This window comes from Sphingomonas sp. CFBP 13714 (assembly GCF_014842205.1).
Taxonomy (GTDB): domain Bacteria; phylum Pseudomonadota; class Alphaproteobacteria; order Sphingomonadales; family Sphingomonadaceae; genus Sphingomonas; species Sphingomonas aerolata.
This window is the reverse complement of sequence record NZ_JACYVG010000002.1, coordinates 327371-341443: the sequence shown is the minus strand read 5'-3', so window position 1 is coordinate 341443 and position 14073 is coordinate 327371. Positions and strand designations below refer to the sequence as shown.

Genomic DNA, 14073 nt, shown 5'->3' with positions numbered 1-14073 from the left:
TCGCTCATGCCAGCGACTCGACCGTCGCGCGGAAGGCCGCGCCGCGCGCTTCGTAATCGGCGAACTGGTCGAAGCTCGCACAGGCCGGGGACAACAGGATCGTGTCGCCGGGCCGGGCATTGGCCGCCGCGCTGCGGACGGCCGCGTCGAGCGTGCCGACATGGTCGACCGGCATCGACCCGGCCAGGATCTCGGCGAACCGCGGCCCGGCCTCGCCGATCGTATAGGCGTGCACGACATGGCCGAAGCCGGGCCTGCACGCATCGAGGTCATCCCCCTTCGCGCGCCCGCCGACGATCCAGTGGACCCGCTCAAATGCCGCCAGCGCGGGCGCCGCGCTCTCCGGATTGGTCGCCTTGCTGTCGTCGACATAGGCGACGCCGTCATAGGAGGCGATCTGCTGCATGCGGTGCGGCAGGCCGGTAAAGCTGACCAGCCCGCGATCGATATCGACCTCGCTCACACCCAGCGCGCGCGCGACCCCCACGGCGGCACGCGCGTTTAGCGCATTGTGCGGCCCCTGCAGCGACGGCCAGCCGCCCTGGTCGCCGATGTCGATCCGGTCGATGAACTGGATCGTAAGGTCAGCGGGAGCGTCACCCAGTAGACGATGCTCCGCCTCTGCGCCGTGGTCGACGATCGCGAGATGCGGCACCGTCTGCATCGCGAACAGCCGCGCCTTCGACGCCGCATAGCCGGCAAAGCCGTCATAGCGATCGAGATGGTCGGGGGTAATGTTGAGCAGCACCGCGACGTCGCAGTCGAGCGTCTGAGTCAGGTCGATCTGATAGCTCGACAGCTCGAGCACATAGACGCCGCCCTCGGGCAACGGATCCTGCCCCAGAATCGGCAGCCCGATATTGCCCCCCATCAGCGTCGGCACGCCCGCCGTCCGCAGGATATGATGCACGAGCGCGGTGGTGGTCGACTTGCCGTTCGTGCCCGTGATCCCGACGACCTTGTGCGACGGCAGGTCGGCGCGGGCCTGCGCAAAGAGTTCGATGTCGCCGATGACGGGAACGCCCGCCGCACGCGCGGCCGCGGCGAGCGGATGCGTGTTGAGCGGCACCCCTGGCGACACGATCAGTGCGTCGAACCCCGCCAGATCGTCCAACGGATCAAACCGAAGATCGACGTCATCGAGGGTGACCGACAGGTCTTGAATGCTCTCGGCCAGAACCGCGCGCTTCTTTTCGTCGTCGTCCCACGCGACCACGCCCGCGCCGCCAGTGACCAGCGCCTGGACGGTCGCCGCACCCGATCGCGCCAGCCCCAGCACCGCACAGCGTTTTCCGCGCCAGGCCTCAGCGACGATCACCGCAGCTTCAACGTCGACAGGCCGACCAGCGCCAGGACCAGCGCGATGATCCAGAAGCGGATCACGACGGTCGGCTCGCTCCAGCCGAGCTGTTCGAAATGATGGTGGATCGGCGCCATCCGGAACACCCGCTTGCCGGTCCGTTTGTAAAAGAACACCTGGATGATCACGCTCATCGCCTCGGCGACGAACAGCCCGCCGATGATCCCGAGCACGATCTCGTGATGCGCGACGACGGCGATGGTGCCGAGCGCGCCGCCGAGCGCGAGGCTGCCGGTGTCACCCATGAACACCGCCGCGGGCGGCGCGTTGAACCACAGGAACGCCAGACCGCCGCCGACGACCGCGCCGCAGAAGATCGCGAGCTCGCCAGCGCCGGGCACGTGCGGGATGCCGAGATAGTCGGCGAACTTCACATTGCCCGCGAGATAGACGATCACCATGAACGCGACGCTCGCGATGATCACCGGCATCGTTGCCAGCCCGTCGAGCCCATCGGTCAGGTTCACGGCATTGCCGAACGACACGATCGTGAAGGCGGCGAAGACGGGGAAGAACCAGCCCAAATCGATATACATGCGCGACGTGAACGGCAGGTAGAGATGCGGCCCGTTCTGCGACATGATGATCGTCGCGGCGATCCCGGCGATCGCGAATTCGAGCAACAGCCGCGTACGACCCGAAATGCCCGCGGTGCTCGCCTTCCGCACCTTGTCGTAATCATCCATGAACCCGATCGTGCCAAAGCCCAGCGTCACGAACAGGCACGACCAGACATAGGGATTGCTCAGGTCCATCCAGAGCAGGATCGCCAGCGTCATGCTGGTGAGGATCATCAGCCCGCCCATCGTCGGCGTGCCGCGCTTGGCGAGATGCGTCTGCGGGCCGTCGGCGCGGATCGGCTGGCCCTTGCCCTGACGCACGCGCAGCCAGCCGATGAAGCGTGGCCCGATGATCAGGCCGATGATCAGCGCAGTCGCGACCGCCCCGCCCGTCCGCGTCGACTGATAGCGGAGCAGGTTCAATATCCCCGGGAAACCCAGATGTGCGGCGATCCAGTACAGCATTTACGTCTTCCCGCCCCCGAGACTCGTCACGACCCGCGCGAGCCCTACACCGTTCGATCCCTTGATGAGAACCGCATCGCCCGGCGCCAGGATCGTCCGTAGCGACGTCAGCGCGGCCGCAGCGTCGCCCACATGGACGGTTTCGACTTTCCCCTCAAGCGCTTGCGCGAGCGGCGCCATCGCTTCACCGACCAGCAGCGCCATTTCGACGTTTGCCGCGAGGATCGGCTCGGCAAGCCCGGCATGATAGTCCGCCGACGCCTCGCCCAGCTCGCGCATCTCGCCGAGCAGCGCGACATGCCGCCCGGGCTCCTTGGCCAGCACGGCGAGCGTCGCACGCATCGAGGCGGGGTTCGCATTATAGCTTTCGTCGATCACGAGCGCCTGCCCGTCCGCGAGCGTCGTCATGAACCGCGCACCGCGTCCCTGCAGCCCGCCGAGTTCGGCGAGCGCCAGTCCCGCCAGCCCGAGATCCGCGCCCGCCGCCTCGACGCACGCGACCACCGCCAGCGCGTTCGAAACCCAGTGCATCCCCGGCTGCGCCATCGTGAAGCTCAGCTCACGGCCGTCCTGCTGGACCGTGACGAACGTCGCGCCGGTCGCCAGCCGGACCGTCTCGATCGCGCGGACATCGGCACCCTTCGCGATACCGAAGGTCACGATCCGCGACGCATGCGGCGCCGCCGCCGCGGTCAGCCGGTCGCGATGCGGGCTGTCGAAGGGGATGATCGCGATGCCGTCCGGCTCGAGCCCGGCGAAGATCTCGCCCTTGGCATCGGCGATCGCGCTTTCGTCGCGGAAGAACTCGGTATGCGCCGGCGCGATCGCGGTGACGACCGCGATATGCGGGCGGACGATCTGCGTTAGCTCGGCCAGCTCACCCGCATGGTTCATCCCCATCTCGAACACGCCGAAACGCGCGTCGCGCGGCATCCGCGCGAGGCTCAGCGGTACGCCGGTATGGTTGTTATAGCTCTTGACCGAACGATGCACCGCCCCCGGTGCGCCGCGATCGAGCGCCGCGAACAGTGCCTCCTTGGCGCTCGTCTTGCCGACCGATCCGGTGACGCCGATGATCGTCGCGCCGCTGCGCGCCCGGCTCGCGCGCCCGAGCATCTGCAACGCGGTGAAGCTGTCGGCGACCAGCACATGCGGATGCGCGCAGGGTTCGGAGACGATTGCCCCCGCCGCACCCTGCGCGAACGCCTGGTCGAGATACAGATGGCCGTCGCTCGCCTCGCCCTTCATCGCGACGAACAGGTCGCCCGGGCCAACCTCGCGCGAATCGAACGCGACGCCCGTCACGGCAAATTCGGCCGAGGCGACCCCGCCGGTCGCCGCAGCAATCTCGGCAGACGTCCACAGGGGCACCGCAGTGCTCATGCCGCACACTCGCGCGCGACGCCGACATCGTCGAACGGCAGCACCATGTCGCCGACGATCTGGCCCTGTTCGTGGCCCTTGCCCGCGATCAGCACGATGTCGTCGCTGCCCGCTTCGTCGATCGCCGCCTGGATCGCCGCGCGCCGGTCGCCGATCTCGATCGCGCCGGGCGCGCCCTTCAGCACGTCGCGGCGGATCGCGGCGGGATCCTCGGTGCGCGGATTGTCGTCGGTGACGATCACGCGGTCGGCGTAGTGCATCGCAACCTGCCCCATCGTCTCGCGCTTGCCGGTATCGCGGTCGCCGCCCGCGCCGAACACGACGATCAGCCGGCCGCCCGCATGCGGCTTGAGCGCGGCGATCGCCGCCTCCAGCGCGTCGGGGGTATGCGCATAATCGACATAGACCGGCGCACCCGAGCGCGCGATGACCGCACGCTCGAGCCGCCCGCGCACGGGCTGCAACCGCGCCAGATTGGCGATGGTCGTCGCGATATCGCCCCCGGTCGCGATCACCAGCCCCGCCGACACCAGTGCATTGGCCGCCTGATATCCGCCGATCAGCGGCAGCGTCACGCGGTAGGTCTGGCCCCCCGCCTCGATCGTCAGCCCCTGCCCCAGCAATGTCGGATCGCGATCGACCAGTCGCAGCGTATCCCCGCGCGTGCCGACGGTCACGAGCCGGTTGCCGCGCTCCCGCGCGAGGTCGATGACGCGCGCCGCCTGCGGATCGTCGGCCCATACCACCGCCGCCCCATCCGGGCGCAGTACTTCCGAAAACAGCCGGATCTTGGCGGTGAAATAGGCCGCCATGTCGCCGTGATAATCGAGATGGTCGCGGCTGAGATTGGTGAAGGCGGCCGCCGATACGGGCAGTCCCTCGGTGCGATACTGGGTCAATCCGTGGCTCGACGCCTCGAAGGCGAGATGCGTCACGCCTTCGCGCTCAAGCCCGGCGACGTTCGACAGGAAGGTGACGACGTCGGGCGTCGTGAGGCCGGTGGTGACGCGTTCGTCGGCGGTCGTGACGCCCAGCGTCCCGATCGACGCAGCGTGATGGCCTGCCATCCGCCACAATTGGCGGGTCATCTCGACGCAGCTCGTCTTGCCGTTGGTGCCCGTGATCGCGACCGTCGTCGCGGGAAAGGGTGCGAAGAACGTCGCCGCGAGCTGCGCAAACCGTTCGCGTGGGGTCTCGTCGGCGATGTACGCCGCGCCCTCGACCGCGAGGCCCGGCCGCGCGACGATGCCGATCGCGCCCGCGCGGATCGCGTCGGTGATATAGTCCTCGCCGTTGACGCGCGCGCCCTCGAACGCCCCGAAGATCGTCCCCGGCGCGACCTTGCGATGGTCGATCGCGAAGCCCGTGACGTTGCCGTCATACGCGTCGCGCGGCGCAGATCCGTGCACTGATGCCCCGTCATCGCTGACGGGGCCCTTACCGATCAGCGTTGCCAGTTTCATGCACCGATCCTCATGTATCGCCCCTCATTCCGCACCGGACGTCGGCTTTGCGCCAAAGGCCGGCGTGCCCGGCGCATGCCACAACAGCGGCAACAAGTCGCTTTCGTCAATGTCGCGGTTCGCGTCGGGAATGACGCCGAGCATCGATCCGGTCCGGCTGATCACGCGCGACACCACCGGCGCCGCGGTCCAGGCCGCGGTGGTGAAGCCATAGGATTCCTTGTTACCCTTTGCGGAATCGAGCGTCACCACGACGACGTAACGAGGCGCGTCCATCGGGAAGGCAGCGGCAAAGGTCGAAACGTTGGTGTGCTTGTTATAGCCACCCGCCTGTGCAATCTCGGCCGTACCGGTCTTGCCGCCAACGCGGTAGCCGGGCGCCTCGCCCTTGCGGCCCGTGCCATATTGCACAACCAGCCGGAGCAGCTGCCGCATCCGCGCGCTCGTCGTCGTGCTGATCACGCGTCGCCCGGCGGGAATATGCGCCGGATCGATCTTCAGCAGCGTCGTCGGGCGCCAGATGCCGCCGTTGACCAGTGTCGCATAGGCGTTGGCGAGGTGCAGCGGCGTGACTGCGATTCCGTGGCCATAGGCCGACGTCATCAATGTCGTGCGCGCCCAGAAGGTCGGCCAGATCGGCCGGCCCTTCTCGCGCAGTTCGATATCGGGCTTGGTGTCGAAGCCGAGCTTGCGGAACATGTTCTGCATCCCGGCCGCACCGATCTGATCGGCGATCCGCGCGGTCGCGATGTTCGATGAATAGATCAACGTCTCGGGGATGTTCAGCCAGCGCTTTTCTTCATCGCCCGGATCGTCGTGGATCGTGTAGCCGCCGACGCGCAGCGGGACGGTCGCGTCGAAGCGCCGCGCCATCGAGGTGACGGTGCCCGAGTCGATCGCCGCCGCCATCGCGATTGGCTTGAACACCGACCCCAGCTCGTACACGCTCTGGGTGCCCATGTTGCGCAGCTGCTCGGTCCCCGCCATGCCGACCCGGTTGGGATTGAAGACCGGCATCGACGTCATCGCGATCACTTCGCCGGTGTCGACGTCGAGGACGATGCCTGCCGCGCTTTTGGCCTGGAACGACGCGACCGCACGCGCGAGTTCGCTTTCCATCGCCGCCTGGACGCGCGTGTCGATCGACAGCGCGACCGGCGCACCGTTCAGCGCGGGGTTGGTCAGCCGCTCGTCGAGGACGCGCTCCATCCCCGACATGCCGTGGCCGTCGGTCGACAGGAACCCCAGCGCATGCGCCGCCATGGTCGACTGCGGATACAGACGCTGCGTCTCGCGCGCGAACACGATCGCAGGTTCGCCGATCGCGTTGACCTGCTCGACCAGCGCAGGCGACGCGCGGCGTTGCAGGTAGCTGAAATTCACATCCTTGGTCAGCAGACCGTAGAAAAAGGCCTGATTGCCGCGATCTGGCATCAGCGCTGCCAGCCGCGCGGCGATCTCGGTCGGATCGCCGATCATCTTCTTGGGATGGACCGCGATCGTCCACGCATCGATCGTCCTGGCCAGCGGCGCGCCGTTACGATCGACGATATCGCCCCGCGCGGCGATCGCCGCGGCGCGGGCACCGGGATCGCTCAGCGACGACTGGATCGCAAGCACGCCGAGCCGGCCGATCACGACCAACACCGCGGCCCCGAACAGGAACATCAACATCATCAGGCGCGTATGCGCGGTCGCGACCAGCGCGTGGCGCTGCGTTGCGGTACGCCGCTCGGAAACCGGCCGGGCGACGAGGGTGGTCAACGCAGACGCCCTGCCTCGGCCCGCGCGCCGCTCAGGATCGAACCCAGCGTGTTGTCGGACAGCAGCTTGCGGTCGAGCATCGCGACCGCCTGCGGGCGAACCTTGGCGACCGCGGCGAGGCGCTCGGGGGCGACCGCGCGGACGATCGCCGTGTCGGTGGCACGGGCGGTCTGGACGGTGGCGCGAACAGTGACGGGCTTGAGCGGCGCTGCGGCAGCGACGGCCTGCACGGCGACGTCGACCGCCTGCGGTGCCGCGGCGGCGGCAGCAACCGGCAGCGACGGCACGAGCAGCTGCGCGGTCTGGACGGTGGCGCCCGCGGGCCCGCCGATCTGATTCACGTCGAGGCTGGCGAGGGCCGATTCGCTGGCGACGAACTGCCCCGCGGTCGGCGCGGACAGCGCCAACGTATCGCCGTTCCAGCGCTCAAGCTGCGCGAGGTTTGCGCGCGTGTCGAATTCGGTCTCGAGCGCGCGGATATCGCGCTCGGCCGACCGGATCTGGCCGTTGACGGTCTCAAGCTTCTTACGCTCGGCGGCCACCTGCAGCGAAACGAGGTAAAAGCCGAGTACGACGGCAACGCAGCCACCGAACCAGCCCACACCCTTCAACCGATACGCCGCCGTCATGTCGTCACCTCTTCCGTCCAAGGTTGCGCGGAGGTCCGCCGCGCCGTTCGTAAAGTCGCAGAGCGTGCGCGCGGATTGCGCGCCAGCTCGTCCTCGCCGGCGCGCACGGGGCGGCCGACATCGGTAAAACTCGGTTCTACCACGGTTTTTGCCTGTGGAAGATGACGGGAACCTGAAGGCGCACTGCCCGACCGCGTGCGCAGGAACCGCTTCACCATGCGATCCTCTAGGCTGTGGAAAGTCACGATGGCCAGCCGCCCGCCGGGCTTGAGCGCACGCTCCGCCGCCAGCAGGCCATCGGCGAGCTCGCCGAGTTCTCGGTTGATATGGATCCGGATCGCCTGGAAAGCGCGCGTCGCGGGGTCCTTCTTGTCGTGCGCCTTGTACCCCAGCGCGCGACGGACGACATGCGCGAGCTCGCCGGTACGCGTCATCGGCCGCGCGGCAACGATCGCCCGCGCGACGCGACGCGACTTGGGCTCGTCGCCAAAATGATAGAGGACGTCGGCGATCTCGTCCTCGTCGGCCTCGTTGACGAAATCGGCGGCGGTCATGCCCGCCTGCGCCATCCGCATGTCGAGCGGTCCGTCCGACTGGAACGAAAAGCCGCGCTCGGCCTGGTCGAGCTGCATCGACGAGACGCCGATGTCGAGCGTGATGCCGTCGACGGGCAACGCGTCGCGTGCCTCGAGTTCGGCGACCATCGCGGAAAAGTCGGCGGCGACCAGCGTCAGTCGCTCCTCGCCATCGGCCCAGTCCTGTCCGGCGGCAATCGCGTCGGGGTCACGGTCGAAGGCGATGACGCAGGCGCCACGCGACAGCAGCGCCCGCGTATAGCCGCCCGCACCGAACGTCCCGTCGACGATCGTCTCGCCGGGCGCGGGGGCCAGCGCGGCGATCACCTCGTCGAGCAGGACCGGAATGTGCGGGGCGGCGGGGATCGCGTCGCTCACAGCGCAATTCCCTTTTCGGCCATGTAGAAGCGCGCCATTTCCTTGACGACGGGGGGCATGTCGTCGGTCGCGACCAGCGCGGCGGGGTCCCAGATCTCGATATAGTCGAGGACACCGTAGAAGAACGCGTGGCCCTTGATCCCGGCATAGAACCGCGGAAAGGCAGGCATGATGAAGCGCCCCGAGCCATCGAACGGCACGGCCTCGCCCGACGCCGCGCGACGCTTGATGTTATAGTCATATTCGCCGTCTTCACGGGTATTCTCGGCCTCGCGGCGGTCGAGCTTTTCGGCGAGCAGCGCAACATAACCCGGATCATAGGCGACCAGGCAGCGGTTCTTCTGGTGTGCGCCGATGATGATGGTTCCGCCGTCCTTGCCGTTCGCCTTGGGGGCATTTGCCGACAAGATCGTCCGAAGGGCGGAAGGGATGGCTACCCGGCCCTTGTCGTCGACAAGGCCGATGCCATCTCCTTGATATCGCCCTCGATCCGACACGCCAATATCCCGCGAATGGCGCGCACGTCTTCCCGCCTCGAACCGCAGCCTTCGCCGCGGCCCGGCCGCGCAATCGCGAACGGTGAACGTGCCCCTGTGTTAATCTCCGTCTATCACAGCGGAACGGGGACGCAACGGGATATTTGGGGATTTCCGGGAATCAAGCGCTGTATTGCCCCTGATCCGGGACCGTGTGCCCTGACGGGACTGCGCAGCGCGCACATTGATCCACAGCAAGGTCGAGTCGCGCCTGGCATGCGGACGCGCTGCACGTCAGCGTGATCCCGTGATTTCCCCGGCGCGGCAGCGGCGGGAAGCCCGGATCAGTTCGGAGTAGCGGGTGCCTGTGCATTGACGCTGGGTGCGAGGCCCATTTCCGCCAGTGGCTCGTCGGCACCGTCGGCGGCAGCGGTCGTGTTCGACACGGCCATGTTCGCGACGACATCGGCCTGTGCCGAGCCGGCGGCGACCACGGGTCGTTCGCGCGTCGCCGACCCGATGATCGCGCTGGCGAGCCCGATGAAGATCACCACTGCGGCAAGCCCGATCATGCCGACCTTGATCCGCTGCATGGTTTGCGAAGGTGCGCGTTGCGTCTGCATCTTGTCGCGCGCATCTACCCGATCATCGCGCACTTGTCGAATTTCACCATCCCGCGGCGCGCCACCGCCCTCGCTCACACCAGGCCCTTCGCCGCGCGCCATTCGGGATTGTACAGCGTCGAGAGGTAGCGGAACCCCGTATCGCACAGGATCGTCGCGATCCGCTTGCCCGGTCCGAGCTGCCGCGCCAGCGCGACTGCGCCAGCTACGTTGATCCCGGACGACAGGCCGAGGCACAGCCCCTCCTCGTCGAGCAACTGGCGGGTCCAGGCATAGCCTTCCGCATCCGAGATCCGGAACTGCGTATCGATCGGCGCCCCGTCGAGATTGGCGGTGATCCGCCCCTGCCCGATGCCTTCCGCAACCGAGGACCCTTCGGACTTCAGCTCGCCATGCGCGTAATAGTTATAGAGCGCAGCACCATGCGGATCGGTCAGCGCGATGCAGATCGCCTCGTCCTTGGCCTTCAGACCCAGGCCGACGCCGGCGATCGTCCCGCCCGTCCCCGCCGCGCAGGTAAAGCCGTCGATCCGCTCCTCCATCTGCCGCCACAGCTCTTCGGCGGTGCCGATGATGTGCGCGTGGCGATTGGCGGTGTTGTCGAACTGGTTCGCCCAGATCGCGCCCGGCGTCTCCTCGGCGATGCGCCGCGACGTGTGCACGAAATGACACGGATTGGAAAAGGCGGCAGCGGGCACCAGCACGAGCTCGGCACCCAGCGCGCGCAACGTGTCCATCTTCTCGCGGCTCTGCGTCTCGGGCATCACGATGATCGTCTTGTAGCCCTTGGCATTGGCGACCAGCGCCAGGCCGATCCCGGTATTGCCCGCGGTCCCCTCGACGATCGTCCCGCCCGGCTGGAGCAGGCCGCGCGCCTCGGCATCCTCGACGATGAACAGCGCAGCGCGATCCTTGATCGACGCGCCCGGATTGGTGAACTCGCACTTGCCGAAGATATCGCACCCCGTCGCGTCGCTCGGCCCCTTCAGTCGCACCAGCGGCGTATTCCCGATCAGGGCAAGCGTATCGGGGGCGGTCAGCGTATCGGATCTCATCTGCATCGCCTGTAGATGGCGCCACTGCCGGTCCGCCACAAGCGCGCTAAAACTATCCACCGGACAAGCCGGCGCACGAGGCCCCGTCAGGCCGCCCCTTTCACGCCGCGTCGCTTCTCACCGTTTCGATGCGGGCCTGGACGCAATCCAGTGCGTCGGACAATTTGGCGCCGAGCAGCAATTCGCCCCCCTCGTCGGCCAGGCAGAGCGCCTGGGTAATGAGCGTCGATATCGCCGACAGGCGCTCGGCGGCAGGAATTTGGCCCGGCATGCAACGTCCTCTTACAACGGTTCCGTGAAATATAGTGGCAGATGCGTGACATCGGACGACCCCGGTGCCTTTATTCCCGCGTCGCCACGGCCCGAATGTGGTGGCGCAACACTGCCGGGCGCCATCGCCAATGCGACGAACCGGCGCATCCCGGGGATGACCCGTCCCGCCGCGCGCGCATCGCGGCCGCTACGGCTTGACGCGATTTGCTGCATGCGCGAAGCCCCGACGATATGAAGAAGACGCTCCCCCTCACCGCCGTCGCCGCGCTGTTCGCGCTGGCTGCCTGCAACTCCAAACCGGCTGCACCCGAGGTGGTCGACAGCAATCCCGATCCGATGGCGAACCAGCTCGCCAATGCGGCACCGGTCGAGCTGCCGCCGTCGATCAAGTCGGAGCAGACGATGCGCTGCAAGGACAACAGCCTGGCCTATGTGACCTTCTTCCAGGGGGGCAAGCAGGCCGTGGTTCGTCTCAAGGAAGGCGGTCCGGCCACGACGCTCAAGGCGCCTGCCGAGGGCGAGCCACTGGTCGCCGATGGCGGCTGGTCGATGACGGGCACCGAGAAGTCGATTGAACTGACCCAGCCGGGCAAGCCCGGCCAGACCTGCCACACCTGATCCTTCAGCCGGCCACGGCCGGATGATCCCGCGCCCCGGACGACCGCCAGCGTCGCCCGGGGCGTAGTTTTGCCGCGATGCCTTGCCATCGGCGGCGCGCACCGGCACGCTGGCCGGCATGGCAACCATCGCGATCTACAGCCTGAAGGGCGGCGTCGGTAAGACGACGCTGGCGGTCAATCTCGCCTGGTGTTCGGCAACCCGGTCGGCACGCCGCACGATCCTCTGGGACCTCGACCCGCAGGCCGCGAGCAGTTTCCTGCTGCACGGTACCGCCGGGCGGGATCAGGCCCAGGCGATGTTCTCCCGCGATATCAGCGTCGCCAAACGGGCCCAGCCGACGCCGGTCGCGAAGCTCGACTTGATCACCGCCGACGCCTCGCTCCGCGGTCTCGACCAGCTGTTTCACACGCTCGACAAGAAAAAGCGGCTCGGCAAGCTGATCGGCGCGCTGACCGATTATGATCGCGTCCTGCTCGATTGCCCGCCGGGTCTTACCGAAACCGCCGATCAGGTGATGCGCGCCGCCGATCTGATCGTCGTTCCCGTCATCCCCTCGCCGCTGTCGCAACGCGCCTATGAGGAGGTGATCCGCCATCTCGGCGGCAAGGTGCCCGTGCTGCCCGTCCATGCGATGGTCGATCGCCGGCGGCGCCTGCATGCCGACGCGCTGGCCGCCAACCCCGACTGGCCGGTCATTCCGATGAGCAGCGTGATCGAGGCGATGACCGTACAACGCGCGGCGGTCGGGGCCTTCGCGCCGCGCTCGACCGCCGCGGCGGCGTTCGATCAGCTGTGGCGGACGATCGAACACCGGCTGGCGGCGGGGTCGGCAGCGGGCTAAGGCGCGACCGATGGATATTCTCGATCCGCGCCTCGTGCTTGGCGGCTATGCGGCCGGCGTCTTCCCGATGGCCGACAGCCGCGACGCGATCGACGTCTACTGGGTCGAGCCGCGCCAGCGCGCGGTCCTGCCGCTCGACGGGTTCCGTCTCTCGCGCTCGCTGCGCAAGACCATCGTCGCGGACCGTTTCCGCGTCACCGTCGACACGGCGTTCGGCCAGATCCTCGCGCTGTGCGCTGAAAGCGTCGAGGGCCGGCCTGAGACGTGGATCAATGCGGGGATCGAGCGGGTCTTCCACACACTGCATCTGATGGGCTTTGCGCATTCGGTCGAATGCTGGGACGGCGACCGGCTTGTCGGCGGGCTATACGGGCTGGCGCTCGGGCGGGCCTTTTTCGGCGAAAGCATGGTCAGCCGCGCGACCGACGCGTCGAAGGTCGCGCTGGCGCATCTCGTCGCGCGGCTGAAGGCCGGCGGCTTCGATCTGCTTGATTGCCAGTTCCAGACCTCGCATCTCGAATCGCTCGGCGCGATCGAGATCGAGCGGGCCGATTATATCGCGTTGCTCGCCGCGGCGCTCGATGGGGTGGTCGGCTCGACCGGCTCGTCCGGCGCAGCTGCATCATTGGCCGCCACCGGGGATTTCTTCGCACTCGACCGCGCCGCCGCAGGAGCGCCCGACGATGCCGTATCCGGCCCGGTCGCGGGGAAGGTCATCGCGCAGCTTTTGGTCCAGACGTCGTAGATCGGATGCTGCACCGCGTTCAGCGCGGGGCGCTCCTTGTACAGCCAGCCCGAAAAGGTCCGCCGCCATTTCTTGTCGACGCCGCGGACGATCACCTGGACAAAGGCCCCCGTCAGCTGTTCGGGCTCCCAGGGGGCGGTCTGTTCGCAGGCGCGCATGCGGAGGACGACGTCGCCCATCCGGGTCGCCTGTCCTGGCTTCAACGTGACGTCGCGCGTCACCCCGTTACGCTTGTTGAGCAGGCCGATCACCGCGACGCGCTCCGCCATCGGCGTCCCGCCATTGGCGAGCGCCGCGCCGCCCGTGTCGATCGTCTCGACCGACCCGTCACCGGCCTGATCGCCGCCCGGCAGATCCTGCTGGACCACGACGGTCGTATCGGCCTTGTGGTTCGTCCAGGCGCGATAGCCGAACCAGCCACCGACCGCGAGAACCACGACCAGGATCGCCGCAGCGATCCGGCGCTGCATCACTCAGGCACCCACGCTTCGTAATCGCCGGTCGCCGCAGCGCGCTGGCCACCCTTTTCCATCGCGCCCGTCGGGCGATAGGCGAGTGCGGTACCCGTCAGATTCGGCAGGGCGGGCTTCTGCCAGGGGCGGACCGGCGGCAGGGCACGATCAGGCACGTCGGCGACCTGATGATGCAGCCAGCTGAACCAGGCGGGCGGTACCCGGCTGGCGTCGGTCGCACCCTGATAGATCACCCAGCGGCGCGGATTGCCCGCGGTGTCCTTGCCGCCTTCATAATAGACGTTGCCGAGCGCGTCCTCGCCCATCCGCGTCTTGCCGCGAAGCCCGAATTTGGTGCCGAGCGTGGCGCCGTTCCACCACGTGAAGGTCGATGCGAGAAATCCCATAGC

At 67.7% G+C, this 14073-nt stretch carries 15 protein-coding genes and 1 pseudogene; 3 read left to right on the top strand and 13 right to left on the bottom strand.

Annotated elements, in window-relative coordinates; translation table 11 throughout:
* Positions 1-4: 4 nt before the first annotated feature.
* The 11 genes from murD to IFT54_RS05920 form a co-directional block, all read right to left on the bottom strand.
* Positions 5-1318, bottom strand: a complete 1314-nt coding sequence (murD, locus tag IFT54_RS05970) for a UDP-N-acetylmuramoyl-L-alanine--D-glutamate ligase (protein ID WP_031439536.1) — start codon at positions 1316-1318, stop codon at positions 5-7.
* A complete protein-coding gene (gene mraY, locus IFT54_RS05965) occupies positions 1315-2385 on the bottom strand; it encodes a phospho-N-acetylmuramoyl-pentapeptide-transferase (RefSeq protein WP_031395401.1) in 1071 nt (356 codons plus the stop codon). Before mraY ends, murD begins: the two co-directional genes overlap by 4 nt.
* A complete protein-coding gene (locus tag IFT54_RS05960) occupies positions 2386-3768 on the bottom strand; it encodes a UDP-N-acetylmuramoyl-tripeptide--D-alanyl-D-alanine ligase (protein ID WP_192069948.1) in 1383 nt (460 codons plus the stop codon).
* The gene (locus IFT54_RS05955) at positions 3765-5231 is read right to left on the bottom strand and encodes a UDP-N-acetylmuramoyl-L-alanyl-D-glutamate--2,6-diaminopimelate ligase (RefSeq protein WP_192069947.1); all 1467 of its coding nucleotides are present in this window, start codon (positions 5229-5231) and stop codon (positions 3765-3767) included. Before IFT54_RS05955 ends, IFT54_RS05960 begins: the two co-directional genes overlap by 4 nt.
* 24 nt (positions 5232-5255) lie before the next feature.
* Complete coding sequence (locus IFT54_RS05950) at positions 5256-6995, bottom strand: peptidoglycan D,D-transpeptidase FtsI family protein (protein ID WP_037528403.1); 1740 nt, start codon at positions 6993-6995, stop codon at positions 5256-5258.
* The gene (locus tag IFT54_RS05945) at positions 6992-7624 is read right to left on the bottom strand and encodes a hypothetical protein (RefSeq protein WP_192069946.1); all 633 of its coding nucleotides are present in this window, start codon (positions 7622-7624) and stop codon (positions 6992-6994) included. Before IFT54_RS05945 ends, IFT54_RS05950 begins: the two co-directional genes overlap by 4 nt.
* Positions 7621-8577 (bottom strand): 16S rRNA (cytosine(1402)-N(4))-methyltransferase RsmH, encoded by a 957-nt coding sequence (gene rsmH / locus IFT54_RS05940; RefSeq protein ID WP_183935230.1) that lies wholly within the window; start codon positions 8575-8577, stop codon positions 7621-7623. The genes IFT54_RS05945 and rsmH overlap by 4 nt, the downstream gene beginning before the upstream one ends.
* Positions 8574-8984 (bottom strand): division/cell wall cluster transcriptional repressor MraZ, encoded by a 411-nt coding sequence (locus IFT54_RS05935; protein ID WP_311723314.1) that lies wholly within the window; start codon positions 8982-8984, stop codon positions 8574-8576. Before IFT54_RS05935 ends, rsmH begins: the two co-directional genes overlap by 4 nt.
* Positions 8985-9397: 413 nt before the next feature.
* Entirely contained in the window at positions 9398-9646 is a 249-nt protein-coding gene (locus tag IFT54_RS05930; protein ID WP_107932813.1) for a hypothetical protein, read from the bottom strand.
* 104 nt (positions 9647-9750) lie between these two features.
* On the bottom strand, positions 9751-10731 hold the full coding sequence (locus IFT54_RS05925; RefSeq protein ID WP_056680852.1) for a cysteine synthase A: 981 nt from the start codon (positions 10729-10731) through the stop codon (positions 9751-9753).
* A 100-nt stretch (positions 10732-10831) separates the two neighbouring features.
* Positions 10832-11002, bottom strand: coding sequence for a hypothetical protein (locus IFT54_RS05920; protein WP_156363533.1), 171 nt, complete (start codon positions 11000-11002; stop codon positions 10832-10834).
* 233 nt (positions 11003-11235) lie between these two features.
* On the opposite strand from IFT54_RS05920, the gene IFT54_RS05915 reads away from it, so the two are divergent.
* The 3 genes from IFT54_RS05915 to aat all read left to right on the top strand — a co-directional run bounded on the left by IFT54_RS05915 (position 11236) and on the right by aat (position 13211).
* Positions 11236-11622: a hypothetical protein gene (locus IFT54_RS05915; protein ID WP_192069945.1), complete on the top strand. Its 387-nt coding sequence runs from the start codon at positions 11236-11238 to the stop codon at positions 11620-11622.
* A 118-nt stretch (positions 11623-11740) separates the two neighbouring features.
* The gene (locus IFT54_RS05910) at positions 11741-12466 is read left to right on the top strand and encodes a ParA family protein (RefSeq protein WP_031440793.1); all 726 of its coding nucleotides are present in this window, start codon (positions 11741-11743) and stop codon (positions 12464-12466) included.
* A 10-nt stretch (positions 12467-12476) separates the two neighbouring features.
* A complete protein-coding gene (aat, locus tag IFT54_RS05905) occupies positions 12477-13211 on the top strand; it encodes a leucyl/phenylalanyl-tRNA--protein transferase (protein ID WP_166747575.1) in 735 nt (244 codons plus the stop codon).
* Between the two features lie 35 nt (positions 13212-13246).
* Here aat and IFT54_RS20405 read toward each other — a convergent pair.
* Together IFT54_RS20405 and IFT54_RS05895 are read right to left on the bottom strand one after the other, a co-directional pair.
* Positions 13247-13480 (bottom strand): annotated as a pseudogene (locus IFT54_RS20405) (DUF2155 domain-containing protein); the annotation flags it as partial.
* A 200-nt stretch (positions 13481-13680) separates the two neighbouring features.
* Positions 13681-14070 (bottom strand): NADH:ubiquinone oxidoreductase subunit NDUFA12, encoded by a 390-nt coding sequence (locus IFT54_RS05895; RefSeq protein WP_031395586.1) that lies wholly within the window; start codon positions 14068-14070, stop codon positions 13681-13683.
* Positions 14071-14073 lie beyond the last annotated feature (3 nt).

Excerpts from the sequence above, each read along its gene's own strand:
- IFT54_RS05915 (WP_192069945.1), top strand. The coding sequence starts at position 11,236 with ATGAAGAAGACGCTCCCCCTCACCGCCGTCGCCGCGCTGTTCGCGCTG.
- IFT54_RS05945 (WP_192069946.1), bottom strand. The coding sequence starts at position 7,624 with ATGACGGCGGCGTATCGGTTGAAGGGTGTGGGCTGGTTCGGTGGCTGC.
- IFT54_RS05910 (WP_031440793.1), top strand. The coding sequence starts at position 11,741 with ATGGCAACCATCGCGATCTACAGCCTGAAGGGCGGCGTCGGTAAGACG.
- IFT54_RS05925 (WP_056680852.1), bottom strand. The coding sequence starts at position 10,731 with ATGAGATCCGATACGCTGACCGCCCCCGATACGCTTGCCCTGATCGGG.
- aat (WP_166747575.1), top strand. The coding sequence starts at position 12,477 with ATGGATATTCTCGATCCGCGCCTCGTGCTTGGCGGCTATGCGGCCGGC.
- IFT54_RS05920 (WP_156363533.1), bottom strand. The coding sequence starts at position 11,002 with ATGCCGGGCCAAATTCCTGCCGCCGAGCGCCTGTCGGCGATATCGACG.
- IFT54_RS05955 (WP_192069947.1), bottom strand. The coding sequence starts at position 5,231 with ATGAAACTGGCAACGCTGATCGGTAAGGGCCCCGTCAGCGATGACGGG.
- mraY (WP_031395401.1), bottom strand. The coding sequence starts at position 2,385 with ATGCTGTACTGGATCGCCGCACATCTGGGTTTCCCGGGGATATTGAAC.
- IFT54_RS05960 (WP_192069948.1), bottom strand. The coding sequence starts at position 3,768 with ATGAGCACTGCGGTGCCCCTGTGGACGTCTGCCGAGATTGCTGCGGCG.
- IFT54_RS05895 (WP_031395586.1), bottom strand. The coding sequence starts at position 14,070 with ATGGGATTTCTCGCATCGACCTTCACGTGGTGGAACGGCGCCACGCTC.
- IFT54_RS05930 (WP_107932813.1), bottom strand. The coding sequence starts at position 9,646 with ATGCAGCGGATCAAGGTCGGCATGATCGGGCTTGCCGCAGTGGTGATC.